This is a genomic window from Pseudomonas sp. P116 (genome assembly GCF_020149425.1).
GTDB classification, from domain to species: Bacteria; Pseudomonadota; Gammaproteobacteria; order Pseudomonadales; family Pseudomonadaceae; genus Aquipseudomonas; species Aquipseudomonas anatoliensis.
Map to the genome: position 1 here is coordinate 790,686 of NZ_JACVHB010000003.1, position 22,572 is coordinate 813,257.

At 60.0% G+C, this 22,572-nt stretch carries 23 protein-coding genes; 9 read left to right on the forward strand and 14 right to left on the reverse strand.

Translation table 11 applies throughout. The features are described 5' to 3' along the window. Positions 1-12: 12 nt before the first annotated feature. Complete coding sequence (locus ICA15_RS14055) at positions 13-933, reverse strand: zinc ABC transporter substrate-binding protein (protein ID WP_210553236.1); 921 nt, start codon at positions 931-933, stop codon at positions 13-15. A gap of 66 nt (positions 934-999) precedes the next feature. Between ICA15_RS14055 and ICA15_RS14060 the strand changes: the two genes are divergently transcribed. From ICA15_RS14060 to ICA15_RS14075, 4 genes are read left to right on the forward strand one after another with little or no spacing between them, the layout of a single operon-like run. Beyond that, positions 1,000-1,482 carry a Fur family transcriptional regulator gene (locus tag ICA15_RS14060; RefSeq protein ID WP_210553235.1) on the forward strand — a complete coding sequence of 161 codons (483 nt, stop codon included), beginning with the start codon at positions 1,000-1,002 and terminating at the stop codon, positions 1,480-1,482. After that, positions 1,482-2,267: a zinc ABC transporter ATP-binding protein ZnuC gene (gene znuC, locus ICA15_RS14065; RefSeq protein WP_042556959.1), complete on the forward strand. Its 786-nt coding sequence runs from the start codon at positions 1,482-1,484 to the stop codon at positions 2,265-2,267. The genes ICA15_RS14060 and znuC overlap by 1 nt, the downstream gene beginning before the upstream one ends. After that, positions 2,260-3,048, forward strand: coding sequence for a zinc ABC transporter permease subunit ZnuB (gene znuB / locus ICA15_RS14070; RefSeq protein WP_042556960.1), 789 nt, complete (start codon positions 2,260-2,262; stop codon positions 3,046-3,048). Before znuC ends, znuB begins: the two co-directional genes overlap by 8 nt. Before the next feature lie 37 nt (positions 3,049-3,085). Continuing rightward, on the forward strand, positions 3,086-3,799 hold the full coding sequence (locus tag ICA15_RS14075) for a PA5502 family lipoprotein (RefSeq protein WP_210553234.1): 714 nt from the start codon (positions 3,086-3,088) through the stop codon (positions 3,797-3,799). 80 nt (positions 3,800-3,879) lie between these two features. Here the strand turns inward: ICA15_RS14075 and katE are convergent, their stop codons facing one another. Continuing rightward, on the reverse strand, positions 3,880-6,021 hold the full coding sequence (gene katE, locus ICA15_RS14080) for a catalase HPII (RefSeq protein WP_210553233.1): 2,142 nt from the start codon (positions 6,019-6,021) through the stop codon (positions 3,880-3,882). Positions 6,022-6,284: 263 nt separating this feature from the next. Here katE and ICA15_RS14085 point away from each other — a divergent pair, with 263 nt between their 5' ends. The 3 genes from ICA15_RS14085 to ICA15_RS14095 all read left to right on the forward strand — a co-directional run bounded on the left by ICA15_RS14085 (position 6,285) and on the right by ICA15_RS14095 (position 8,814). Beyond that, positions 6,285-7,292 carry a methionine ABC transporter ATP-binding protein gene (locus ICA15_RS14085; protein ID WP_210553232.1) on the forward strand — a complete coding sequence of 336 codons (1,008 nt, stop codon included), beginning with the start codon at positions 6,285-6,287 and terminating at the stop codon, positions 7,290-7,292. After that, positions 7,292-7,966 carry a methionine ABC transporter permease gene (locus ICA15_RS14090; RefSeq protein WP_042556964.1) on the forward strand — a complete coding sequence of 225 codons (675 nt, stop codon included), beginning with the start codon at positions 7,292-7,294 and terminating at the stop codon, positions 7,964-7,966. The genes ICA15_RS14085 and ICA15_RS14090 overlap by 1 nt, the downstream gene beginning before the upstream one ends. A 77-nt stretch (positions 7,967-8,043) precedes the next feature. Further along, complete coding sequence (locus ICA15_RS14095) at positions 8,044-8,814, forward strand: MetQ/NlpA family ABC transporter substrate-binding protein (RefSeq protein ID WP_042556965.1); 771 nt, start codon at positions 8,044-8,046, stop codon at positions 8,812-8,814. Between the two features lie 173 nt (positions 8,815-8,987). Here the strand turns inward: ICA15_RS14095 and ICA15_RS14100 are convergent, their stop codons facing one another. From ICA15_RS14100 to ICA15_RS14120, 5 genes are read right to left on the reverse strand one after another with little or no spacing between them, the layout of a single operon-like run. Beyond that, on the reverse strand, positions 8,988-9,623 hold the full coding sequence (locus tag ICA15_RS14100) for an SCO family protein (protein WP_210553231.1): 636 nt from the start codon (positions 9,621-9,623) through the stop codon (positions 8,988-8,990). Then, complete coding sequence (gene cyoE, locus ICA15_RS14105; RefSeq protein ID WP_150605085.1) at positions 9,620-10,519, reverse strand: heme o synthase; 900 nt, start codon at positions 10,517-10,519, stop codon at positions 9,620-9,622. Before cyoE ends, ICA15_RS14100 begins: the two co-directional genes overlap by 4 nt. Continuing rightward, entirely contained in the window at positions 10,507-11,586 is a 1,080-nt protein-coding gene (locus ICA15_RS14110; protein ID WP_210553230.1) for a COX15/CtaA family protein, read from the reverse strand. Before ICA15_RS14110 ends, cyoE begins: the two co-directional genes overlap by 13 nt. Positions 11,587-11,596: 10 nt before the next feature. Continuing rightward, the gene (locus tag ICA15_RS14115; protein ID WP_210553229.1) at positions 11,597-12,190 is read right to left on the reverse strand and encodes a hypothetical protein; all 594 of its coding nucleotides are present in this window, start codon (positions 12,188-12,190) and stop codon (positions 11,597-11,599) included. After that, positions 12,156-12,896 (reverse strand): SURF1 family protein, encoded by a 741-nt coding sequence (locus ICA15_RS14120; RefSeq protein WP_210553228.1) that lies wholly within the window; start codon positions 12,894-12,896, stop codon positions 12,156-12,158. Before ICA15_RS14120 ends, ICA15_RS14115 begins: the two co-directional genes overlap by 35 nt. A 70-nt stretch (positions 12,897-12,966) precedes the next feature. Here ICA15_RS14120 and ICA15_RS14125 point away from each other — a divergent pair, with 70 nt between their 5' ends. Continuing rightward, positions 12,967-13,170, forward strand: coding sequence for a twin transmembrane helix small protein (locus ICA15_RS14125; protein ID WP_150617013.1), 204 nt, complete (start codon positions 12,967-12,969; stop codon positions 13,168-13,170). Between the two features lie 7 nt (positions 13,171-13,177). On the opposite strand, the gene ICA15_RS14130 is transcribed toward ICA15_RS14125, so the two are convergent. The 4 genes from ICA15_RS14130 to coxB all read right to left on the reverse strand — a co-directional run bounded on the left by ICA15_RS14130 (position 13,178) and on the right by coxB (position 17,672). Beyond that, the gene (locus ICA15_RS14130; protein WP_042556972.1) at positions 13,178-14,065 is read right to left on the reverse strand and encodes a cytochrome c oxidase subunit 3; all 888 of its coding nucleotides are present in this window, start codon (positions 14,063-14,065) and stop codon (positions 13,178-13,180) included. Between the two features lie 24 nt (positions 14,066-14,089). Next, a complete protein-coding gene (locus ICA15_RS14135) occupies positions 14,090-14,641 on the reverse strand; it encodes a cytochrome c oxidase assembly protein (protein WP_150605091.1) in 552 nt (183 codons plus the stop codon). Positions 14,642-14,875: 234 nt separating this feature from the next. Next, positions 14,876-16,462: a cytochrome c oxidase subunit I gene (ctaD, locus tag ICA15_RS14140; protein WP_150605092.1), complete on the reverse strand. Its 1,587-nt coding sequence runs from the start codon at positions 16,460-16,462 to the stop codon at positions 14,876-14,878. Positions 16,463-16,544: 82 nt separating this feature from the next. Further along, complete coding sequence (gene coxB, locus ICA15_RS14145; protein ID WP_150605093.1) at positions 16,545-17,672, reverse strand: cytochrome c oxidase subunit II; 1,128 nt, start codon at positions 17,670-17,672, stop codon at positions 16,545-16,547. 369 nt (positions 17,673-18,041) lie between these two features. Between coxB and ICA15_RS14150 the strand changes: the two genes are divergently transcribed. After that, on the forward strand, positions 18,042-18,692 hold the full coding sequence (locus ICA15_RS14150; protein ID WP_150605094.1) for a hypothetical protein: 651 nt from the start codon (positions 18,042-18,044) through the stop codon (positions 18,690-18,692). Between the two features lie 87 nt (positions 18,693-18,779). Here ICA15_RS14150 and ICA15_RS14155 read toward each other — a convergent pair whose 3' ends face one another. From ICA15_RS14155 to ICA15_RS14165, 3 genes are all read right to left on the reverse strand, one after another. Next, positions 18,780-20,306: a SulP family inorganic anion transporter gene (locus tag ICA15_RS14155; protein ID WP_210553227.1), complete on the reverse strand. Its 1,527-nt coding sequence runs from the start codon at positions 20,304-20,306 to the stop codon at positions 18,780-18,782. Between the two features lie 90 nt (positions 20,307-20,396). After that, positions 20,397-21,125, reverse strand: a complete 729-nt coding sequence (locus ICA15_RS14160) for a carbonic anhydrase (protein ID WP_150605096.1) — start codon at positions 21,123-21,125, stop codon at positions 20,397-20,399. 237 nt (positions 21,126-21,362) lie between these two features. Beyond that, complete coding sequence (locus tag ICA15_RS14165) at positions 21,363-22,421, reverse strand: PA0069 family radical SAM protein (protein ID WP_210553226.1); 1,059 nt, start codon at positions 22,419-22,421, stop codon at positions 21,363-21,365. Positions 22,422-22,572: the final 151 nt, after the last annotated feature.

Here is a 22,572-nt window from a genome sequence, read left to right on the forward strand (position 1 = left end):
TTTTTTATGGGGTTACAACGACTCCAGGCACCCGGCCAAATCGTTGCCCAACTTCTCCAGCACTTGCTCATAGCCCTGAGCAGTCGCCGGGGTGTAACCGCCCAGCGCATCCAGCTCGGCCAGTTTCACCGGCAAACCAGCGACCAGCGTTTCCGCCAGACGCGGGCGCAATGGCGGCTCGCTGAACACGCAGGTCTTGCCCACTTCCTGCAAGCGCTTGCGCATCGCAGCGACGTGCTGGGCACCCGGTTGCACCTCGGCCGCCACGCTGAACACGCCGGTATGCTTCAAGCCATAAGCGTCTTCGAAGTAGTCGAACGCTTCGTGAAAGACGAAGTACGGTTTGCCTTCAACACTGGCCAGACGCTTCTTCAAACGCAGATCCAACGCATCCAGACGCTCGTCGAAAGCCTTGGCGTTACTTTGATAGCGCTCGGCATTCGCCGGATCAGCTGCGCTCAAATCAGCGGCCATTTTGTCGGCAATCACCCGCGCGTTCACCGGCGATAACCACAAATGCGCATCGATCGTGCCCGGACGGTGATCGTGGTCATGATCGTCGGCTTCTTCGGCGTGGGAGTGACTGTCTTCAGCGAAATGGCGCAGTTTCATTCCTGGCAGATCCTGCACTGCGACGCTCGGCAGCGTACGACCGTTCAGCACGCGCGGCAGGAATCCTTCCATGCTCGGGCCGATCCAGTAGAGCAGATCCACCGATTGCACCTTCCGTACGTCGGATGGGCGCAGCGCATAGTTGTGCGGCGAGGCACCCGGCGGCAGCAGTACTTCGGGAATCGCCACGCCGTCCTGCACAGCTGCGGCAATCAGCTGCAACGGCTTGATGCTGGTGAGAACTTTTACTTCGGCCTGAGCTGATCCGATCAGAAGAAAACCGGTGACGAATGCGACAAAAACAGAAAAAAGTCGGGACACGATGACCACTCAAGTAGGCGAGAACGGGTAACATAATAACGTCTCTATCAAAACTCGTCGCCGCCCATGCCTATTACACCTATCGCCAGCCGTCCCCACGACCACTCTCATTGCGTGCACAGCGCTTTGTCCGAGGCCGATACTTTGTGTGCACAGAAAGGCTTGCGCCTGACTGCGTTGCGCCGCCGAGTGCTGGAGCTGGTGTGGCAAAGCCATAAACCGCTGGGTGCCTACGACATTCTCGCGGTGCTGAGCGAGCAGGACGGCCGCCGCGCCGCGCCGCCGACCGTGTACCGGGCGCTGGATTTCCTTTTGGAAAACGGCCTGGTGCATCGCATCTCCTCGCTCAACGCCTTTGTTGGCTGTGTGCATCCGGAGCACGCGCACCAAGGCCAGTTCCTGATCTGCCGCGAATGCCACGCGGCCATCGAGCTTGAGCAAAAAGTGATCAGCGACGCGATCATCAACAGCGCCAAGGGTGTCGGTTTTATCGTCGAAGCGCAGACCGTCGAAGTGGTCGGCCTGTGCTCCGGTTGCCAGGGGGCTTGATGAGCAATGCGCTGATCCGTCTGGAGCAGGTCGCCGTCACGTTTGGCGGGCAGACCGTGCTGGACAACATCGAGCTGAGCGTCGAGCCAGGGCAGATCGTCACACTGATCGGCCCCAATGGTGCCGGCAAGACCACGCTGGTGCGCGCCGTGCTCGGATTGTTGAAACCGAACAGCGGCAGCGTCTGGCGCAAGCCGAAACTGCGTGTCGGCTACATGCCGCAAAAGCTCCATGTCGACCCGACCTTGCCACTCTCGGTGCTGCGTTTTCTGCGTTTGGTGCCGGGCGTTGATCGTCCACGCGCGCTGGCAGCATTGAAAGAAGTCGGCGCCGAGCACGTCATCGACAGCCCGGTGCAGAGCGTTTCCGGTGGTGAAATGCAGCGCGTGCTGCTCGCCCGAGCCCTGCTGCGCGAACCGGAACTGCTGGTGCTCGATGAGCCGGTACAAGGCGTAGATGTCGCTGGCCAGGCCGAGCTGTACAGCCTGATCACCCGACTGCGCGATCGCCACGGCTGCGGCGTGCTGATGGTTTCCCACGATCTGCATCTGGTGATGAGCACCACCGACCAGGTGGTCTGCCTGAACCGTCACGTCTGCTGCTCCGGGCATCCCGAGCAAGTCAGCGGCGATCCGGCGTTTGTCGAACTGTTCGGCAAGAACGCGCCGAGCCTGGCGATTTATCACCACCATCACGACCACGCCCACGACCTGCACGGTTCAGTGGTCAAGGGCCCGGTTTCGGGCCAACCCCACGTTCATGGAGACAACTGCAAGCATGGCTGATTTTCTGTTGTATGCCCTGCTTGCAGGTCTGGCGCTGGCGGTGGTCGCAGGGCCGCTCGGCTCGTTTGTGGTGTGGCGGCGCATGGCGTATTTCGGCGATACCTTGTCCCATGCCGCATTGCTCGGCGTGGCATTGGGCTTTCTGCTGGATGTCAGCCCGACGGTTGCGGTCACGGTCGGCTGCCTGCTGCTGGCAGTGTTGCTGGTGACGTTGCAACAGCGTCAGCCGCTGGCGTCCGACACGCTTTTGGGAATTCTCGCACCGAGCACGCTCTCTCTCGGGCTTGTCGTACTAAGCTTCATGCATGAAGTGCGGATCGACCTGATGGCCTATCTTTTCGGCGACTTGCTGGCGATCAGCCCGACTGACCTGGCGTGGATCCTCGGCGGCAGTGCGGCGGTGCTGGTGTTACTGGTGACGCTGTGGCGGCCGCTGCTGGCGATCACCGTGCACGAGGAACTGGCCAGGGTTGAAGGCCTGCCGGTCGCGGGTTTGCGCATGGCGCTGATGTTGTTGATCGCGGTGGTGATCGCGGTGGCGATGAAAATCGTCGGTGTGTTGCTGATCACTTCGCTGTTGATCATTCCGGCGGCTGCGGCACAGCGTCACGCTCGGTCACCGGAGCAGATGGCGCTGGGTGCGAGCCTGCTGGGCATGCTCGCCGTGTGTGGCGGGCTGGCGTTGTCATGGTTCAAGGACACCCCGGCGGGGCCGTCAATCGTTGTGACGGCGGCCGCACTGTTTCTGCTGAGTTTTGTTCTGCCCCGTCGTGGGGTGTAGACTTGGCCGCTTTTTGCGCAATTAGAGAGTCGCAGGAATGAAGCCGTTCGCCTCCCGTTATCTGCTCCTTGTCGCATTTTCAGTGCTACTGGGCGCCTGCCAAAGCACGCCGCCGGTGGCTGAAGTCCCCGATGCGCGGGCTACGGCCATCGCGCAGCTGGAACAAAGCCTGGCCAGCAGCGAACTGGCCACTGCCGAAACCCAGTTGGCCACTTTGCAGACTGAAACCCCCAACGATCAATCCCTTGAGCAATATCAGCGGCAATTGGCCGAGGCGTATCTGCGTCGCAGCCAGATCGTCTTGCAAAAGGGTGATGTAAACGCTGCGGCAACCGCTTTGAGCCGTGCACGTGTATTGATGCCCAAGGCCCCGGCGCTGACCGGTGGCGTCAACGGCGCTATTACCGAAGCGCGCAAGGCCGAGCTTGAAAAAGCCGAAGCGGCGTTGCTCGCGGCAGAAGCCAAGCCGAAAGCCAAGGTGATTGATCCGACAGCCGAAAGCACCACGGTTGCGCTGAACATCACCGATAGCCACAAACTTCGCCGCCAACTGGATGCGATCGCCGCCGATGTGGTGAATTACGAGTGTGCAGTCACCATTCAGGCGCCACGCACCAATGACTATCCCTGGTTGGCGAACTTGCTGACCAAGCGTGTGAAGAAATTGAATCCGGATTTTGATCTGAAGATCGAGAAGCAGATTCTGCGCACGGTGCCGGCGCAGATGGTTCTGAGTCCGCGTAAACCGTAAAAAGATCGCAGCTTCCGGCAGCTCCTACAGGGCGAATGTGAACCCATGTAAGAGCTGCCGAAGGCTGCGATCTGTTGCTTTTACGCCGGAATGGCTTTCGCCTTAGGCTCCCGCGCCCAAACCCGATGTTGCCCGATCGCGGCAAAGAACGGCTTGGTCAACGCCCCGACATCCTTACCCTCCAGCAACCCGTCATCCGCCTCCAGCTTCAACACGTCCAGCAACTGTTTGGCTTCGCCGTGCAAGGCAATCGCCTTCAGGTGCTTATACGCCTCCAGCACGTAATGCAGCGCCACGCCGTCACCACTCAACGCTTTGACCGACGCCGCGCCACCCGGCACGAACACCGCATCGAAAATCACGGAAGGCATGCCTTCCATCGATGCATCCACCGGCAGGCTTTTGCCATCGGCGGTTTTTACCGGCGCCGAGGTCGGGCCGAGCAATTTAGCGTGCGCACCTTCAGCAGCCAGTGCTTTCTTCATCGCATCAATCGCCGCACCATCGACGCCGTTGGCAGCAAGAATCGCCACTTTTCGCGTCTTGATGTTTTCTGGCAACAAATTGGCCTGGCTCAGCGCCGGTGAATGATCGAAAGACGTTTTGCGTGCTTCGACCGTGCCTTTGGCGGGTGCCGGCAGACCGAGGTTCGCCGCCACGCGCTTGGCCAGTTCCAGATCGATGTTCGCCAGAATTTCGTTCACTTCCCGCGCACGGATGAACTCGCGCTCAACCTTGCCCAGCTCGAAGCTGTAAGCGGCAATGATGTGTTCCTTCTCATGCTCGCTCATGCTGTTGAAGAACAAGGTTGCCTGCGAGAAGTGATCGCTGAACGACTCGCTGCGCTGACGGATCTTGGCGGCGTCGATGCGTTCCGGATAACTCTCGAAACCGCCGTCCTGCGCGGCCGGTGGGGTTTCTTTCGGCCAGCCGCCGTCAATCGAGTTCGGCTCGTAAGAGGCGCGCCCCTTGTCAATCGTTGTGCGGTGTTGAGCATCGCGCTGACCGTTGTGGAACGGCGCCACCGGACGGTTGATCGGCAGCTCATGAAAGTTCGGCCCACCGAGTCGGCTGATTTGCGTATCGGTGTAGGAAAATAGCCGACCTTGCAGCAGCGGATCGTTGGAGAAGTCGATACCCGGAACAATGTGGCCAGGGCAGAACGCAACCTGCTCGGTCTCGGCAAAGAAGTTGTCCGGATTGCGGTTGAGGGTCATTTTGCCCAGCGGCGTGATCGGCACGATTTCTTCTGGGATCAGCTTGGTCGGATCGAGGATGTCGAAGTCGAAGTCATGCTCGTTCTCCTCCTCGATGATCTGTACGCCCAACTCCCATTCCGGGTAGTCGCCCATCTCGATGGCTTCCCAGAGATCGCGACGGTGATAGTCGGTGTCTTTACCGGCGAGCTTTTGCGCTTCGTCCCACACCAGCGAGCAAGTCCCCGCAGTCGGGCGCCAGTGGAATTTGACGAAGCGCGATTTGCCCTCGGCGTTGATCAGGCGGAAGGTGTGCACGCCAAAACCTTGCATGCTGCGCAGGCTTTTCGGGATCGCCCGGTCGGACATCGCCCAGATGACCATGTGCGCCGACTCCGGCACCAGCGACACGAAGTCCCAGAAGGTGTCGTGAGCCGAGCCGCCGGTAGGGATTTCGTTGTGCGGTTCAGGTTTTACCGCGTGGACGAAGTCAGGGAACTTGATCGCGTCCTGAATGAAAAACACCGGCATGTTGTTGCCGACCAGGTCGAAGTTGCCCTCGTCGGTGAAGAACTTCACGGCAAAACCGCGCACGTCACGCACGGTGTCGCCGGAACCGCGCGGCCCTTGCACTGTGGAAAAGCGCACGAATACCGGTGTTTTCTTCCCCGGATCCTGTAGGAATCCGGCTTTGGTCAGCGCAGCATGATTTTCATAGGCTTGAAAGAAACCATGAGCCCCGGTGCCGCGCGCATGGACGATGCGCTCCGGAATACGTTCATGGTCAAAATGCGTGATTTTTTCACGCATGATGAAATCTTCCAGCAGTGACGGCCCGCGCTCACCGACCTTGAGGGTGTTCTGGTTGTCGGCGATCTTCACGCCTTGGTTGGTGCGCAGTGCCTGGCCGGTTGCGTCGGAGCGAAAAGTCTCCAGACTGTCCAGCTTGGTATTGGTGTTGGCGCGATCCGGGGTATCGGTTCCGGCCATTTCACTTTTTGCAGGGGCAGGTTTCTTGGTACTCATCAGACGTAAACTCCTCGTTTGACCCCCGGGACGTGCCGAGGACTCTTGAGTGGTTCCCGGGCACGGCACCCAGGGTTTCAAGTCGCTTACGTAGTGACCGATGACAAGGAACGGGCGTTCCTTTTTTATGACCTTTGATCTTCTTATTGCCAATTCGAAGGTTAATTGCGAAATAAATGCTAAGAACCTCTATACGGACAGGCTAAAATGCGCGCCCGGCTAACCGCTGATCCTTTTCTAACGCGCCCCACAAGGTTCGCTACGTGATCGAGTTTCAAAACGTCCACAAGACTTACCGCGTCGCCGGTAAGGACATCCCCGCCCTGCACCCGACCAGTCTCTCGATTGAGAACGGTCAGGTCTTCGGTCTGATCGGCCATTCCGGTGCGGGAAAAAGTACCCTGCTGCGTCTGATCAATCGCCTGGAAGAATCCAGTGGCGGCAAGATCTTCGTCGACGGCGAAGAAGTCACCGCGCTGGACGCCAACGGCCTGCGCCGTTTCCGCCAGCAAGTCGGGATGATCTTCCAGCACTTCAACCTGCTCGCGTCCAAGACTGTCGCCGACAACGTTGCGTTGCCGCTGACCCTGGCGGGCGAGCTGTCGAGCAGCGAAATAGACCAGCGTGTGGCTGAGTTGCTGGCGCGGGTTGGCCTGTCCGACCATGCGAAGAAATACCCGGCGCAGCTGTCCGGCGGTCAGAAGCAGCGTGTCGGTATAGCCCGCGCTCTGGCGACCAAGCCCAAGATTTTGCTGTGCGACGAAGCCACCAGCGCTCTCGACCCGCAGACCACGGCATCGGTCCTGCAGCTGTTGGCCGAGATCAATCGCGAGCTGAAACTGACCATCGTGCTGATCACCCACGAGATGGACGTCATCCGCCGCGTATGCGATCAGGTTGGTGTGATGGACGCTGGCGTGATCGTCGAGCAAGGTTCGGTGGCCGATGTATTCCTGCATCCGCAGCACCCGACCACCAAGCGTTTTGTGCAGGAAAGCGAGCAGATCGACGAAAGCGAGCAGCGCGATGACTTCGCTCACGTGCCGGGCCGTATCGTGCGTCTGACCTTCCAGGGCGAAGCGACCTACGCGCCGTTGCTCGGTACTGTCGCCCGCGAGACCGGTGTCGACTACAGCATCCTGGCCGGTCGTATCGATCGCATCAAAGACGTTCCGTACGGGCAATTGACCCTCGCCGTCACCGGTGGCGACATGGAAGCGGCGTTCGCCCGCTTCACCGCCGCTGACGTTCACATGGAGGTCCTGCGTTAATGGAAGCCTTTATGAGCTTTTTCGCCAATATCGACTGGTACGAAATCTGGCTGGCCACCGGCGACACGATGCTGATGCTCGGCGGTTCGCTGCTGTTCACCGTGCTGCTCGGCCTGCCGCTGGGTGTGCTGCTGTTCTTGTGCAGCCCGCGTCAGTTGCTGGAAAACCGCGGTGTCTACGCATTCATGTCGCTGGCGGTGAACATCCTGCGCTCGCTGCCGTTCATCATTCTGCTGATCGTGATGATCCCGTTCACCGTGCTGATCACCGGCACCTCGCTGGGCGTAGCTGGTGCGATTCCGCCGCTGGTGGTGGGTGCAACGCCGTTCTTCGCGCGTCTGGTGGAAACTGCGCTGCGTGAAGTCGATCGCGGCATCATCGAGGCGACCCAGTCGATGGGCGCGACCACCCGGCAGATCATCGTCAACGCGTTGCTGCCAGAGGCCCGTCCGGGCATCTTCGCAGCGATTACCGTGACAGCGATTACACTGGTTTCCTACACGGCGATGGCCGGTGTGGTGGGTGCCGGTGGCCTGGGCGACCTGGCGATCCGTTTCGGCTACCAGCGTTTCCAGACCGACGTGATGATCGTCACCGTGGTGTTGCTGCTGATCCTGGTGCAAGTGCTGCAAATGGTGGGCGACCGACTGGTCGTGCATTTCTCGCGCAAATAACCGGTTTTTGTAATCAAGAGATGAGCCGGCCATTCGCTGGCAGGCGCCAGACGGGCGCCTCATAAGGAGTTAGCTGAATGAAAAAACTGATCGCTGCTTTCGCTGCCGTTGCGGCATTCTCGGCCCACGCCGAAACCCTTACCGTTGCCGCCAGCCCGGTGCCCCACGCGGAAATCCTCGAATTCGTGAAGCCTGCACTGGCCAAAGAAGGCGTGGATCTGAAGGTCAAGGTCTTCACCGATTACATTCAGCCGAACGTACAGGTTGCCGAAAAGCGTCTGGACGCCAACTTCTTCCAGCACCAGCCGTACCTCGATGAGTTCAACAAGGCCAAGGGCACCAGCCTGGTCGCCGTGACCGGCGTACACCTGGAACCACTGGGCGCGTACTCGAGCAAGATCAAGAAGATCGAAGAATTGCCAGGCGGCGCCAACGTGGTGATCCCGAACGACGCCACCAACGGTGGCCGTGCGTTGTTGCTGCTGGCCAAGGCTGGCGTGATCACCTTGAAGGACCCGACCAACATCCTGTCGACCATCAAAGACATCGCGCAAAACCCGAAAGACCTGAAATTCCGCGAACTGGAAGCTGCGACCATCCCGCGCGTGCTGACTCAGGTTGATCTGGCGCTGATCAACACCAACTACGCGCTGGAAGCCAAGCTCGATCCGTCCAAGGATGCGCTGGTGATCGAAGGCAACGATTCGCCTTACGTGAACATCCTCGTGTCCCGTGCGGACAACAAGGACAGCGACGCGATGAAGAAACTGGCCGCAGCCCTGCACAGCCCGGAAGTGAAGCAATTCATTACCGAGAAGTACAAGGGTGCGGTGTTGCCGGCGTTCTGATTCAGATTGCTGCAATGAAAAAGGGGCGCATTCGATGCGCCCCTTTTTTTGTCTGAAATTCAGTCCCCTGTAGGAGTGAGCCTGCTCGCGATTGCGCACTGACATTCAACATCAATGTTGGCAGGGCTGGCCCCATCGCGAGCAGGCTCACTCCTACAAGGGCGGTGGTGGGCTTACTTGCGGTTAAGCATCACCGGCAACTGCGCCACCAGTTTGGCGTTGTTCAACGGCGCCCGAATAAACCCGCGCTGCGTGCCGTCCGGACCAATCACCGCGAGATTGCCGCTATGGTCGACGGTGTAATTCGGCTTGCTGGTGTCCGCCGGAATAAACGGAATGCTCACCGCGTTCGCGACCTCCTGCAGCTCTTCAATCGAGGTCGGCGTCAGGCCAACAAACTGCGGATCAAAGTAGCCCAGATACTGCTTCAACTGCTTCGGGTGATCGCGGTTGGGGTCGACGCTGACCAGCACGATCTGCAACTTGTCCACAGCGTCCTTAGGCAGTTCGCTTTTGATCTGGCGCAGTTGCGCAAGGGTGGTCGGGCAGATGTCCGGGCAGAAGGTGTAGCCGAAAAACAGCAGGCTCCACTTGCCCTTGAGTTCATTGATCGCGACCGGTTTGCCGTCCTGATCCGTCATCGTCACGTCCGGCAGATTGCGGCTCTGCGGCAGCAGAATGATGCCGGCGTCGATCAGCGCGGTCGGGTCGCCCTGGCCCTTGCCGCTCAGCACTTTGTTGACCGTAAGGCCGAGGATCAACGCGACCACGGCGACGAGGATGAAAACGGTTTTCTGGGTTCGAGTCATAGGTTCAACAGTAAGTAGTGGTCTACGAGCAGGGCGATGAACAACAGGAACAAGTAATAAATAGAGTACTTGAAGGTGTTGATCGCCGCGTGCGGCCGAGTGCCACGGTACAGCACCACGGCCCATTGCAGAAACCTCGCGCCCAGGGCGAGGGCGCAAATCAGGTAGAGCACGCCGCTCATGTGGATCACATAAGGCAGCAGACTCACTGCCAGCAGCGCAAAGGTGTACAGCAGAATATGCACTTTGGTGTAGTGCTCGCCGTGGGTAACCGGCAGCATCGGGATATCGGCCTTGGCGTATTCCTCTTTGCGATGAATCGCCAGCGCCCAGAAGTGCGGCGGCGTCCAGGCGAAGATGATCAGCACCAGCAGCAACGGTTCGGCGCTGACGTGGCCGGTGGCGGCGGTCCAGCCGAGCAGCGGCGGCGCGGCGCCAGCCAGACCACCGATGACGATGTTCTGCGGCGTCGCGCGTTTGAGGAAACCGGTGTAAACCACCGCGTAACCAAGCAACGAAGCGAGCGTCAGCCACGCCGTCAGCGGATTGGTGAAGGTCAGCAACAACGCCTGCCCCAGCAGCGCCAATACCAGCGCAAACGTCAGCGCGGCGGCAGGTGAGACCCGGCCCTCGGCCAACGGCCGTTTGTGGGTGCGCGCCATCAGCGCGTCGATGCGCCGATCCACCACATGATTGACCGCCGCCGCGCCGCCGGCACACAGCGCAATCCCCAGGTTGCCGAACACCAGCACCGTCCACGGCACCCCGGCGCGGGTCGCGAGAAACATGCCGACCAGCGAGGTGATGAGCATCAGCACCACCACTTTCGGTTTGGTCAGCTCCAGATAATCGCGCCACAACGCCTGCGCGGGACGTTCGCCAATCAGAATCGCCACGGCGTTTCTCCTTTTATTGTGATGGGCGCCGCCGAGTGTTTACGCGGGCTCAAGCGCCACCGCGCAATCAGCGGCTGCTTGACCCGAACCAGACTGGTGCGCGCGTGATAATTGACCAGCACCATCGACAACAACAGTGCTGCGCCGCCCGCGTTGTGGGCCACGGCGATTGGCAGCGGCAGATGGAACAGCACGTTGCTGATGCCGAGGGTGATTTGTGCGGCGAGCGCGATCAGCACCAGTGCGGCCAGTCGGGTCATGCCAACCACTTTCAGTTGCCAGGCCAGACCGAGCAGCACCAGCGTCACCAGCAGCGCACCGATGCGATGGGTCAGATGAATCGCCGTGCGTGCGTCGCTGTCGAGTTGTCCGCCCAGGTAATTCGGGCCGATGTGTTGAGTCAGATGAAAGCCATTGGCGAAATCAGCGGCCGGCAGCCATTCGCCGTGGCACGTCGGGAAGTCGATGCAGGCCACCGCCGCGTAGTTGGAGCTGACCCAGCCACCTAGCGCGATCTGACCGATCACCAGCAACAGTCCCGCCGTCGCCCAGTACTGCAAACGCTTGGGCACGGTCAGCGCCGGCAGCACGCCGGACAATCTCAGGGTCAGCAAAAACAACAGACTCAACGTCGCGAAACCACCGAGCAAATGCCCGGTGACCACTTGCGGCCAGAGCTTGAGCGTCACTGTCCACATGCCAAACGCCGCTTGTGCGATGACCACCGCCAGCAAGAACAGTGGCAGTTTCAATGGCAGGCCCGGATGACGCCGGTTGACCCAGGCACGGCCGGCCAGCACTGAGATGAGCAGGCCGAGGGCACCGGCGAAGTAGCGATGGATCATCTCGTTCCAACCCTTGTGTGCTTCGACCGGCGCCTCGGGGTAATGCAGTTCGGCATGGGCCAGTTGGGCTTCGCTTTTCGGCACGCTGATAAATCCGTAGCACCCCGGCCAGTCCGGGCAACCGAGGCCGGCGTGGGTCAGGCGTGTGTAGGCGCCGAGCAGCACCACAATCAGTGCCAGCAGGGTGGCAAACAGCGCGAGGCGAAATCCAGGTTTGGCCATGACGATGCCCTTATCCGATGTTCGACAGTTTCAGCAGGTGGCGCAGGTCGTTGAGCAGATCCTTGCCCTTTACGTTCGGGCCGTAGCGCAGCACGAGGTTGCCGTGTGGATCGATGATCCACAGCTGCGGCGTGGCCTTGTCGCCAGTCGTCTTGGTGAACACAGCGGCATCCAGCGGATAGCGTTGCAGCTGCGGGTATTCGCGGGTCAGTTTGGCGTCGTAATCACTGTTCAGCGGCTGCGCGGCGGCGAGGGCATGGGTGGCACGCCCGGCCTCACGACCGAGGCCTATCTGGATCTGCCGCGCCAGATACACCAACTGCTGGCAATCCACCGAGCAGTCCTTGGGCGCGGTCACCAGCATCTGCCAGCGCTGTTCATCGGCTTGCACGCCGAGGTCGGCGCGGGTCTGGCCGTTGCCGAGCAGTTCACCGTGATAGCTGCGACCTTCCGGCACCCAGAACTGCAATTTGTACATGCCGGTGGCGAGCAGCATCGGGCCGACCACGCCGAGCACGATCAACAGCAATTGAATGCGACCGCGCCGGCGACTGACCGGCGCTTTGGCTTCAGACATGCTGGGTGGATTCATGGCTGTTCCCATGGTGTTTCTCCTTTGCGTTATGCCAGCCGAGATAGAGGTAGAGACCGAGCAGGGCATTGCTCATGGCGAACCACTGCACGGCGTAACCGAGGTGTTTTTCCGGGCCCATCGCGACCACCGGCCAGTCGGCCTGATAACTGGCCGGGCCGGGTTCGGCGCGTAATTCGTAGGCGAAGCCGTCGCGCTCGAGGGTTTTCCACAGCTTGGCTGGTTCGACGGCGGTGATGGTTTGCGGCCAGGTCTGGCTGGCCGGGTCGGCGTGCAACTGAAAAGTCGCGCCGGGGGCGACGTAGACCCAGGCGTCGATATTCAGCGATGCGGTTGGCGTGCTGAATTGCGGCGGTACGCGGCGATCCGGCCACGGCAGCCAGCCGCGATTGACCAGCAGCCACAGCCCGCTGCGCTGATCCTGAAACGGTTGCAGCAACTCGACGCCGACTTTGCCGTCACGCTGGCGGTTGTCGAGCAGCAAGCTGTGCGAGGCATCGAACTGGCCCTGCAGATGCACGCGGCGATAGGCCGGGTCGGCGCTGGTCAGTAATTCGCTGCTGGCCATCGGCGCGGCGGCGCGGCGTTCGGTGTACGTGGCGAGCAGGGCGGTTTTCTCCGCGCCACGGCCCAGTTGCCAGAAGCCCAGCGACACCAGCAGCGGCAGCAACAACGCCACCACCACGGTCGGAATCACACCCGGGCGAAAGCGCTTCATGCTTGCGCCACAAAGTCAGTCGTCGCGATCGCTATACTCAACTGCATCGCCTGTCCCCCGGAGTCTTCCCATGCTCAAAACAGCTATCGTCCTGATGCTGATTGCCACGGTGATCAGCCTGTTCAGCGGCCTGTTTTTCCTGGTCAAGGACGACAGCAGCTCGAATCGTCTGGTCATCGCCTTGAGTGTTCGGGTGGCATTGGCCGCTGCAACCGTCGGCTTGATCACCTGGGGTTTCTACAGCGGCCAATTGGTGTCGCACGCGCCTTTTTAGCGCTGCCTCAGAGCACGTAAACGAAGATGAACAAGCCGATCCACACCACGTCGACGAAGTGCCAATACCAGCTCGCCGCTTCAAAGCCGAACTGATGCTCGTTGTCGAAGTGGCCCTTCATGATCCGCATCAGCATCACAAACAGAATGATCGTGCCGATGGTCACGTGGGCGCCGTGGAAACCGGTGAGCATGAAGAACGTCGCGCCATAGATGCCCGAACCCAGGGTCAGGCCCAGCTCCTTATAAGCGTGAATGTATTCTTCGGCCTGGAAGCCGAGGAATGCGCAGCCCAGCAGCACAGTGATCGCCAGCCAGATTTTCAGCGCGCCGCGATGGCCTTTCTTCAGCGCATGGTGGGCGATGGTGATGGTCACGCTGGAGCTGACCAGCAGAATCGTGTTGATCAGCGGCAGACCCCACGGGCTGATGACATCCTTGGCCGGCGGGAACAGTTTCGGATCCGGCGTGTTCAGCAGCGGCCAGGTGAACTGAAAATTTGGCCAAAGCATGTGCGCGACCCCTTTGGGCCCTTCACCCCCGAGTGCCGGGCCGGAAATGTGCCGCACGTAGAACAGCGCACCGAAGAAAGCGACGAAGAACATCACCTCGGAAAAGATGAACCAGCTCATGCCCCAGCGGAACGAGCGGTCCAGCTGCGCGCTGTATAGCCCCGCGCGGCTTTCCTTGATCACCGTGCCGAACCAGCCGAACAGCATGTACGCCACCAGCAGGCCACCGACGAAAAAGATCAGCGGGCCGTGGGATTCCGGGCGCGCTGCCTTCAGATCGTTGAACCAGACGGCCAGGCCGTACACGGTGACCAACATCCCGATCGTGGCGATGATCGGCCACTTGCTCTGGGCCGGAACGTAATAGTGCTCATGAGTTGCCATTTATTGTTCTCCTTATCGGGCACGCTAACCGCCAGTGTTTACAGCCACCGGTGGATGTCGGGCGGTGATATCGAACAGCGTGTAGGACAGCGTCAGGTGCTTCACTTCCTTGGGCATGTCGCGGTCAACAATGAACCGCACCGGCATCTCGATCTGTTGCCCGGGCTGCAGCACCTGCTGGGTAAAACAAAAGCATTCGGTCTTGTGGAAATACGCGGCGGCATTACTCGGCGCGATGCTGGGTACGGCTTGCGCACTCATCGGTTTGTCGGTGGGGTTGCGGGCGATGAAGATCATCTCGTTGACCGCGCCGGGGTTGGCCGTGAGTTCGTCATGCTTGGGATAGAACTCCCACGGCATGTCGGCGGTGTTGGTCGACAGAAACTGCACGCGCACCTGGCGCGAGGTATCGACCACCTGCTCACCCTCGTACTGGCCGCCGGTCTTGCCGTTGATGCCGAAGGCTTTGCACATCACGTCGTAAATCGGCACCAGGGCAAACCCGAAAATGAACATCGCGACCACCACACCGAGCAGGCGGGTGACGAGTTTTTTCAGCGAGATCGAGTCAGCCATGGTTCATGCCCTCACCACCCAACTTTATGGGCATCGGTGATGCTTTTGTGGCGAGGGGATTTATCCCCGATCGGCTGCGCAGCAGTCGTAAACCCGGCGCATGCGGTATGCCTGATCCATCGTGGTCGCAGGTTTTGGGGCTGCTTCGCAGCCCATCGGGGATAAATCCCCTCGCCACAGGAGATCTGTGTACATCCACAGGTTTCTCACTGGTCTTCACAGCGGGTTGGCGTTTCATTTCACTTCCGGCGGTGTGCTGAAGGTGTGATACGGCGCCGGCGACGGCACGCTCCACTCCAGACCTTCGGCGCCATCCCACGGTTTGGCCGGTGCCGGTACGCCGCCACGGATGGTCTTGATCACGATGAACAGGAAGAAGATCTGCGTGGCGCCGAACATGAACGCACCGATTGAGGAGACCATGTTGAAATCGGCGAATTGCAGGTTGTAGTCCGGAATCCGTCGCGGCATGCCCGCCAGCCCCACGAAGTGCATCGGGAAGAAGGTCAGGTTCATGCCCACGAACGACAGCCAGAAATGCAGCTTGCCGAGGGTTTCGTCGTACATGTGCCCGGTCCATTTCGGCAGCCAGTAATACGCCGAGGCGAAGATCCCGAAGATCGCCCCCGGCACTAGCACATAGTGGAAGTGCGCGACCACGAAATAGGTGTCCTGATACTGGAAGTCCGCCGGGGCAATGGCCAGCATCAGTCCGGAGAATCCGCCAATGGAGAACAGGATCACGAACGCCACGGCAAACAGCATCGGCGTCTCGAAGGTCATCGAGCCTTGCCACATGGTGCTGGCCCAGTTGAACACTTTCACCCCGGTCGGCACCGCGATCAGCATCGTTGCGTACATGAAGAACAGCTCGCCCACCAACGGAATGCCGACCACGAACATGTGGTGCGCCCAGACGATAAACGACAGAAACGCAATGCTCGCCGTGGCGTAGACCATCGAGGTGTAGCCGAACAGCGGTTTGCGGGCGAAGGCCGGGATGATCTGGCTGACGGCGCCGAAGGCCGGCAGGATCATGATGTACACCTCGGGATGGCCGAAGAACCAGAACACATGCTGGAACAACACCGGGTCACCGCCACCGGCAGCACTGAAGAAACTGGTGCCGAAGTGGATGTCCATCAGCATCATCGTCACGCACCCGGCCAGCACCGGCATCACCGCGATCAGCAGGAACGCGGTGATCAGCCAGGTCCAGACGAACAGCGGCATTTTCATCAACGTCATGCCGGGGGCGCGCAGGTTGAGGATGGTCGCGACCACGTTGATCGCGCCCATGATCGAGCTGATGCCCATCAGGTGAATGGCGAAGATGAAGAACGTCACGCTCTCAGGTGCGTAAGTCGTCGAGAGCGGTGCGTAAAACGTCCAGCCGAAATTCGGCCCGCCACCGGGGCTGAACAGGGTCGAGACCAGCAGCAGGAACGCCGCCGGCAGCAGCCAGAAGCTGAAGTTGTTCATCCTTGGCAGGGCCATGTCCGGCGCGCCGATCATCAACGGGATCATCCAGTTGGCGAGGCCGACGAACGCCGGCATCACCGCACCGAACACCATCACCAAACCATGCATGGTGGTCATCTGGTTGAAGAACGCCGGTTCGACGATCTGCAAACCGGGCTGGAACAGCTCGGCGCGGATCACCATGGCGAACGAGCCGCCGAGCAGGAACATGCAGAACGCAAACCACAGGTACAGCGTGCCGATGTCCTTGTGGTTGGTGGTCAGTACCCAGCGCATCAGGCCTTTGGCCGGGCCGTGGGCGTGGTCGGCGTGACCGTGGTCATCGATGACAGCGCTCATGGCCGGTCTCCTTCAAGCGAGTGGACGGGGCAGGCCGGGGCGCGGAGCCCTGACCGATTCACGAAGTACGCAATAGACCGGCTCATTTGCTTTCCGCCTGTTTCAGCTCCAGCACTTCTTTTGGCGTCACCATGTCGCCCTTGTTGTTGCCCCACGCGTTACGTTCGTAGGTCACGACGGCGGCGATATCGACTTCCGACAACTGCTTGCCGAACGCCGCCATGGCGGTGCCGGGTTTGCCGTGGAAGACGATGCTCAGGTGATCCTTGATCGGGCCAGTGGCGATTTTCGAGCCCTTGAGCGCCGGGAACATCGGCGGCAGGCCTTGGCCTTCAGCCTGGTGACAGGCGACGCAAGCGGTGTGATAGACCTTGTCGCCGCGCTCCTTGAGCTCGTCGAGGGTCCATTCCTTGCTGGTCAGCTCTTTAAGCTGCGCGGCTTCGGCCTTGCGCTCGGCGAGCCAGGTTTCGTAGTCGGCCTTATCCTTGACCTCGACCACGATCGGCATGAAGCCGTGATCCTTGCCGCACAGTTCGGCGCACTGGCCACGGTAGAGGCCGGGCTTGTCGACACGGGTCCAGGCTTCGTTGACGAACCCCGGAATCGCATCGCGCTTGACCGCAAAGGCCGGCACCCACCAGGAATGGATCACGTCAGCGGAGGTGACGAGGAAGCGCACCTTGGCGCCGGTCGGCAGCACCAATGGCTTGTCGACCTCAAGCAGGTAATGCTCGCCCTTGGCTTCCTTGTTGTGGATCTGTTCGGCGGGGGTGGCCAGGTTGCTGAAGAACTCGACGTCCTGGCCCAGGTATTTGTAATGCCACTTCCACTGATACCCGGTGACCTGGATATCGATATCCGGCTCACTGCTGTCGTACATCTTGATCAGGGTGGCGGTCGCCGGCACGGCCATCGCTACCAGAATCAGCAGCGGCACGATGGTCCACATGATTTCGACGCCGGTGCTTTCGTGGAATTTTGCGGCGACCTGCCCGGTAGAACGGCGGTGCACCATCATCGACCAGAACATGGCGCCGAAGACGATGACCCCGATCACCACACAGATCCAGAAAATGGTCATGTGCAGGTCGAATACTGCGTGACTGATTTCAGTCGCTCCAGGCGCCATATTTACAGTCCAGGCCGCGTTGGCCGGGCTGAAAATCGACCACAACAGGAGGCCCATCCAGACGTGTGGATGTCGCATCATTGCGGGTTCCCCTTATCGTTCTTGTTATCCCGCCGGCTTTCGCCTGCGGCAAGGGAGCGGCTGCATCAGACTACGAACTTGAATCGCCGAGCCTTGCTGCGGGTGCAGTCGGGCGTCATCAGCTAACTCCATTCACTGGCGAGTATAGACAGCGACTGGAAATTGCAATGTGAGGACGTAAATGATCTGAAACAGCGAAGACTTGCGCTCAAGGGCAGGAATGGAGAAGGATGCAGACGAGTGGTGGCAAATCGATATAACGCAGATGCATCAAGGATGAAATAATTATGACAAATGCGTCTTAGCATTTTTCGTAAGCCAGCTAACTTATGTCTTCCCTATTTCATTGCCTTGTTCCCTGGAGTTTTCATGAACACCGCCGCATTGCGCGAGCAGATCCAAAAAGCCCAACAACACGAGAAAGAAACCGGCCTGCTGACCCGTCAGCTGGAAAGCAAGCTGCCTCATTTACACCCGGCGATCCAATTGCCGGAAGCCGACGCCAATGGTGTGCTGACGCGTTTTGTCGCCGCCTACATTGATGAAGTACCGGACTTGCTGGATGCAGCCAATGAAGTCGCCAGGGAAGCGGGCATCGAATCGCAGATCAAACCGGTGCTGAAAATCGCCGAGCAGTACTTCCTCCAGCCGCCAGCCATCATGGCCGGGCACGTTGGTCTGGACAGCCTGCTGGACGAAGCCTACCTGGCGCACCGTTTTGTCGAAGAGGTCAACGACCTGTACATCAAGCATTTCGGCCAGCCACTGATCCCCTTGGACATGACGGTCGCCAACTTGATTGCTCACCAGTTGATCGGTGAGGAATTTGCCAACCAACTGGACGAAGCGGTGCATCACGCAATCGACGAGATGCTCAACGACGAAAGCTTTGCGCTGGAATCGGTAGAGATCTACCGCGAAAAACTCAGCAGCCCGGAGACGGGTGCGGCGTGGAAACGCTGGCCGTGCATGGGTCGCCGCCTGGGTGTGGGCCTGGAGCTGGATCAGCCCGCTGCCTGAACCTTAAAAGATCGCAGCCTCCGGCAGCTCCTACATGAGAGGGTATTTCACCCTGTAGGAGCTGCCGAAGGCTGCGATCTTTTGATCCTAAGCGGCTGAGCCAATCCCGGTGTTTGTGCGAACCCTGCCTTCAAGCCTGCGCTTCAACCCTCGCGACTCGATCACCAGCTTCGAGCCCTTCGCCGCATTCGCCCGGCCCCATTCTTCCAGCAACTCCAGACACGAATGGTCGATGTAGCTCAGGTTATTGAGCGGCACATGCACCGTCGAGCCCGCTGGAATCGTACCCAGCACCTGGGTCAGCGCCGGTACTTTGAGGAAGGTCGCTGCGCCGATCAGGCGTAACTCCATTTCCCCTTCCGGCGGCAGGTCGATCAAGCTGATCTTCAGTCGTGATGCCTTGAAGGCCAGTTTCACCAGCGTCAGACCAAAACCGATCAGCACACCGGTCAGCAGGTCAGTGAAGATGATCGCCAGCGCCGTCGCAGCGTAAGTGAACATCGGCATCCGGCCATAACGTCCCAGCCCACGAAACGCTTTGAGATCCACCAGTTTGAAGCCGGTATACACCAACACACCCGCCAGACTTGCCACCGGAATGCTTTGCAGCACACTCGACAGCAACAGCACGAACGCCAGCAGCCACAGACCATGGAAGATCGTCGAGTAACGCGTGGTCGCACCGGCCTGGACGTTGGCCGAACTGCGCACGATCACCCCGGTCATCGGCAGTGCGCCGAGCAGACCGCAGAGCATGTTGCCGACACCTTGCGCCGACAGTTCGCGGTCGAAGTCCGAACGCACGCCATTGTGCATGCGGTCTACCGCTGCCGCTGACAACAGGGTTTCCGCGCTGGCGATAAACGCCACGGCGAACGCGGCGATCAGCAGCGTCGGGTCGGCCAGGCTGAGCAGGTCTGCCGGTTTCAACCAGTCGATGGCTTCCGCCAGATTCGCCGGCACCTCCACCCGTTTGACCTGCAATGCCAACAGCAGACTGGCGCCAGTGGCCAGGCCAACACCGAGCAATGCGCCGGGGACGAATCGCAGCGAGTGCGGGCGGAATTTTTCCCACAGCCACATCACTGCAATCGTCGACAGCCCGAGCAATCCAGCCTGCCAGCCGAACGACGGCAAGGCCTGCGCCACCGCCGCTGGGAATGCCGTGAGGTTATCCAGCCCGGAAGGTTTCGGCGAAGCATCGAGCATCACATGCACCTGTGACAGCACGATCAATACGCCAATCCCGGCCAACATGCCGTAGACCACCGCTGGCGCCGTGACCCGAAACCAGCAGCCGAGCTTCAGTCGCCCGGCCACCAGTTGCAGGAAACCAGCGAGCAGCAAAATCGGCCCAAGCATCTCGATACCGTGCTGGCGCACCAGTTCGAACACCAAAACCGCCAGACCCGCCGCCGGCCCGCTGACCTGTAGCGGCGAACCTGCCAGCCAACCCACCACCAGACCACCGATGATGCCGGTGATCAGACCTTTTGCTGGCGGCAACCCTGAAGCGATTGCAATGCCCATGCACAACGGCAGGGCGACCAAAAACACAACCACGGATGCGAGCAGCTCCCATGGCAACACAGCTTTCAATTGAGCAGCACGCATGGTGATTCTCCCGAAGTTTTCTTCAGGCGTGGCGAGGCCGGGCCGCTGAAACAGCGGCCGGCGTCAAACCACACAGATTGTCAGGAAGATTTAGAAGCGCGCTTTGGGCGTCGCCACCGGAATCGGATGGCTGCCATCGAGCGGCAGGAAACGTCCCTGATCCGCGTCGTAAGCTTTGATTTCGCTGGTTTCGATGTTGTAGACCCAGCCATGGATGAACAGCTGACCGTTCGCCATGCGTGAGGCTACCGAAGGATGGGTACGCAAGTGCTGCAATTGGGCGATGACGTTTTCCTCGGTGAGGATCGGCATGCTTTCTTTTTCGTCGGCGCAGTTACAGTTTTCATGCACCATGGTTTTCGCGACTTCGGCGTGGCGCAACCAGGCTTTGACCGTCGGCATTTTTTCCAGGCTGTCGGGGTTGAGCACCGCACGCATGGCGCCGCAATCGGAGTGGCCGCAAATGATGATGTGCTGCACGCCCAGCGCCAGTACCGCGTATTCGATGGCGGTGGAAACGCCGCCGTTCATCTGGCCGTACGGTGGCACGACGTTGCCGACGTTACGTGTCACGAACAGATCGCCCGGTGAGCTGTGGGTGATCAGCTCGGGAACGATGCGCGAGTCGGCGCAAGTGATGAACATCGCCTTGGGCGCTTGGGCCGTGGCGAGTTTCTTGAAGAGTTCTTCCTGCTGCGGGAAGACCTCATGATGAAAATGCAAAAAGCCGTCTACGATCTGTCGCAGCGCTGCATCGGCGGAATCCGCTTCTGGGGTTTGCGCCGACGCAGCCAGCGGCTGTTTATCCTTGTCACTCATGATTCATCCTCTTAGGCGGATTCAGGGAGTCTTGCCCCGGTATTCCGGTATGAAGCCAGTGGCTGTTTAAAACATCCGGGTCATCCCGACCCGTCAGTCACTCGATGAACAAGGTAGCCGCCGAAACTTAACTCAAACTGAATCAAACGCTCTAGAACGTGTGTTCCAGGTCACAAAAAACGTGACTGAGGATTTCGACGGAAGGATTCCAACCCCTCAACCATAAGCCAATTGTCGCTAAATCAGCGACATCTGGCGACCCGGCGGACAGAAGGCAGTGCAATCGAGGTTATAGCCCTCGCGATGGTTGAGACCCAGACGCTTGATCGCCTTGGCAAAACGCTGGGCGAGCAGATCGGCGAACGGGCCTTCACCGCGCATGCGAGCGCCGAAACGGCTGTCGTAGAGCTCGCCGCCACGGCTTTGGCGGATCAGGCTCAGCACATGCGCCGCCCTTTGTGGATAGTGCGCTTGCAGCCATTCCTCGAACAACGGCGCCACCTCCAGCGGCAGGCGCAACATCATGTACGCAGCGCTTTGCGCACCGGCGGCGTGGGCCTCGGTGAGCAGGCTTTCGATCTCGCTGTCGTTGATCATCGGAATCATCGGTGAACACAGCACCCCGACCGGAATGCCCGCTTCGCGCATCACCCGGATCGCCCGCAACCGCGCCTTGGGCGCTGCGGCGCGCGGTTCGAGGATGCGTTTGAGTTCGTCGTCCAGCGTGGTCAGGCTGATCATCACGGCCACCAGCCGTTGCTGCGCCAGCTCGGTGAGCAGGTCGAGATCGCGCAGGATCAGCGAACCCTTGGTGACGATGGTTACCGGATGCCGATAACGCAAAAGCACTTCGAGGATCTGACGGGTGATCTTGTGTTCGCGTTCGATGGGCTGATACGGATCAGTGTTGGAGCCCAGATTGATTGGCGCGCATTCATAGCCGCGTTTGTTCAGTTGCTCTTCCAGCACTTGCGCAGCGTTGGTCTTGGCGATCAGCTTCGTTTCAAAGTCCAGCCCGGGCGACATGTCCCAATAGGCGTGGCTGGGCCGTGCGTAGCAATAGATGCAGCCATGCTCGCAGCCGCGATAGGGATTGATCGAGCGATCAAACGGCAGGTCAGGCGAGGTGTTGCGGGTGATGATGGTTTTTGCGGTTTCGATCATCACCTCGGTGTTCTGCGTTTCGGGCACTTCCTGATACCAGCCGTCGTCCTCGGCCACCGAGCGGTTCGGTGCGAAGCGGTTGTGCGGGTTGGTCGCGGTACCGCGACCGCGTGGGGGGAGAGGGCTGGTCATCGCGCGAATCTCATGTCTGTATATGCATACAGTATATGAGCCGGGCCTGGACGATCCAGTACCGTTCGGCTCTGGAGCTCATTTGCAGCTTGCTTCTGCTATTCGGTTTGTAATTTATATAAATAGCTGTAACTAGAGACAATCCGAGAAA

Bases quoted from the DNA above. Each gene is read 5' to 3' on its own strand.
- ICA15_RS14130 (WP_042556972.1), bottom strand. From the start codon at position 14,065: ATGGCAACTCATGAGCACTATTACGTTCCGGCCCAGAGCAAGTGGCCG.
- ICA15_RS14135 (WP_150605091.1), bottom strand. From the start codon at position 14,641: ATGGCTGACTCGATCTCGCTGAAAAAACTCGTCACCCGCCTGCTCGGT.
- ICA15_RS14160 (WP_150605096.1), bottom strand. From the start codon at position 21,125: ATGAGTGACAAGGATAAACAGCCGCTGGCTGCGTCGGCGCAAACCCCA.
- ICA15_RS14165 (WP_210553226.1), bottom strand. From the start codon at position 22,421: ATGACCAGCCCTCTCCCCCCACGCGGTCGCGGTACCGCGACCAACCCG.
- katE (WP_210553233.1), bottom strand. From the start codon at position 6,021: ATGAGTACCAAGAAACCTGCCCCTGCAAAAAGTGAAATGGCCGGAACC.
- ICA15_RS14100 (WP_210553231.1), bottom strand. From the start codon at position 9,623: ATGACTCGAACCCAGAAAACCGTTTTCATCCTCGTCGCCGTGGTCGCG.
- ICA15_RS14060 (WP_210553235.1), top strand. From the start codon at position 1,000: ATGCCTATTACACCTATCGCCAGCCGTCCCCACGACCACTCTCATTGC.
- ICA15_RS14110 (WP_210553230.1), bottom strand. From the start codon at position 11,586: ATGGCCAAACCTGGATTTCGCCTCGCGCTGTTTGCCACCCTGCTGGCA.
- znuC (WP_042556959.1), top strand. From the start codon at position 1,482: ATGAGCAATGCGCTGATCCGTCTGGAGCAGGTCGCCGTCACGTTTGGC.
- ICA15_RS14125 (WP_150617013.1), top strand. From the start codon at position 12,967: ATGCTCAAAACAGCTATCGTCCTGATGCTGATTGCCACGGTGATCAGC.
- ICA15_RS14095 (WP_042556965.1), top strand. From the start codon at position 8,044: ATGAAAAAACTGATCGCTGCTTTCGCTGCCGTTGCGGCATTCTCGGCC.
- ICA15_RS14150 (WP_150605094.1), top strand. From the start codon at position 18,042: ATGAACACCGCCGCATTGCGCGAGCAGATCCAAAAAGCCCAACAACAC.
- ICA15_RS14115 (WP_210553229.1), bottom strand. From the start codon at position 12,190: ATGGGAACAGCCATGAATCCACCCAGCATGTCTGAAGCCAAAGCGCCG.
- ICA15_RS14090 (WP_042556964.1), top strand. From the start codon at position 7,292: ATGGAAGCCTTTATGAGCTTTTTCGCCAATATCGACTGGTACGAAATC.
- coxB (WP_150605093.1), bottom strand. From the start codon at position 17,672: ATGATGCGACATCCACACGTCTGGATGGGCCTCCTGTTGTGGTCGATT.
- ctaD (WP_150605092.1), bottom strand. From the start codon at position 16,462: ATGAGCGCTGTCATCGATGACCACGGTCACGCCGACCACGCCCACGGC.
- znuB (WP_042556960.1), top strand. From the start codon at position 2,260: ATGGCTGATTTTCTGTTGTATGCCCTGCTTGCAGGTCTGGCGCTGGCG.
- ICA15_RS14120 (WP_210553228.1), bottom strand. From the start codon at position 12,896: ATGAAGCGCTTTCGCCCGGGTGTGATTCCGACCGTGGTGGTGGCGTTG.
- ICA15_RS14155 (WP_210553227.1), bottom strand. From the start codon at position 20,306: ATGCGTGCTGCTCAATTGAAAGCTGTGTTGCCATGGGAGCTGCTCGCA.
- ICA15_RS14075 (WP_210553234.1), top strand. From the start codon at position 3,086: ATGAAGCCGTTCGCCTCCCGTTATCTGCTCCTTGTCGCATTTTCAGTG.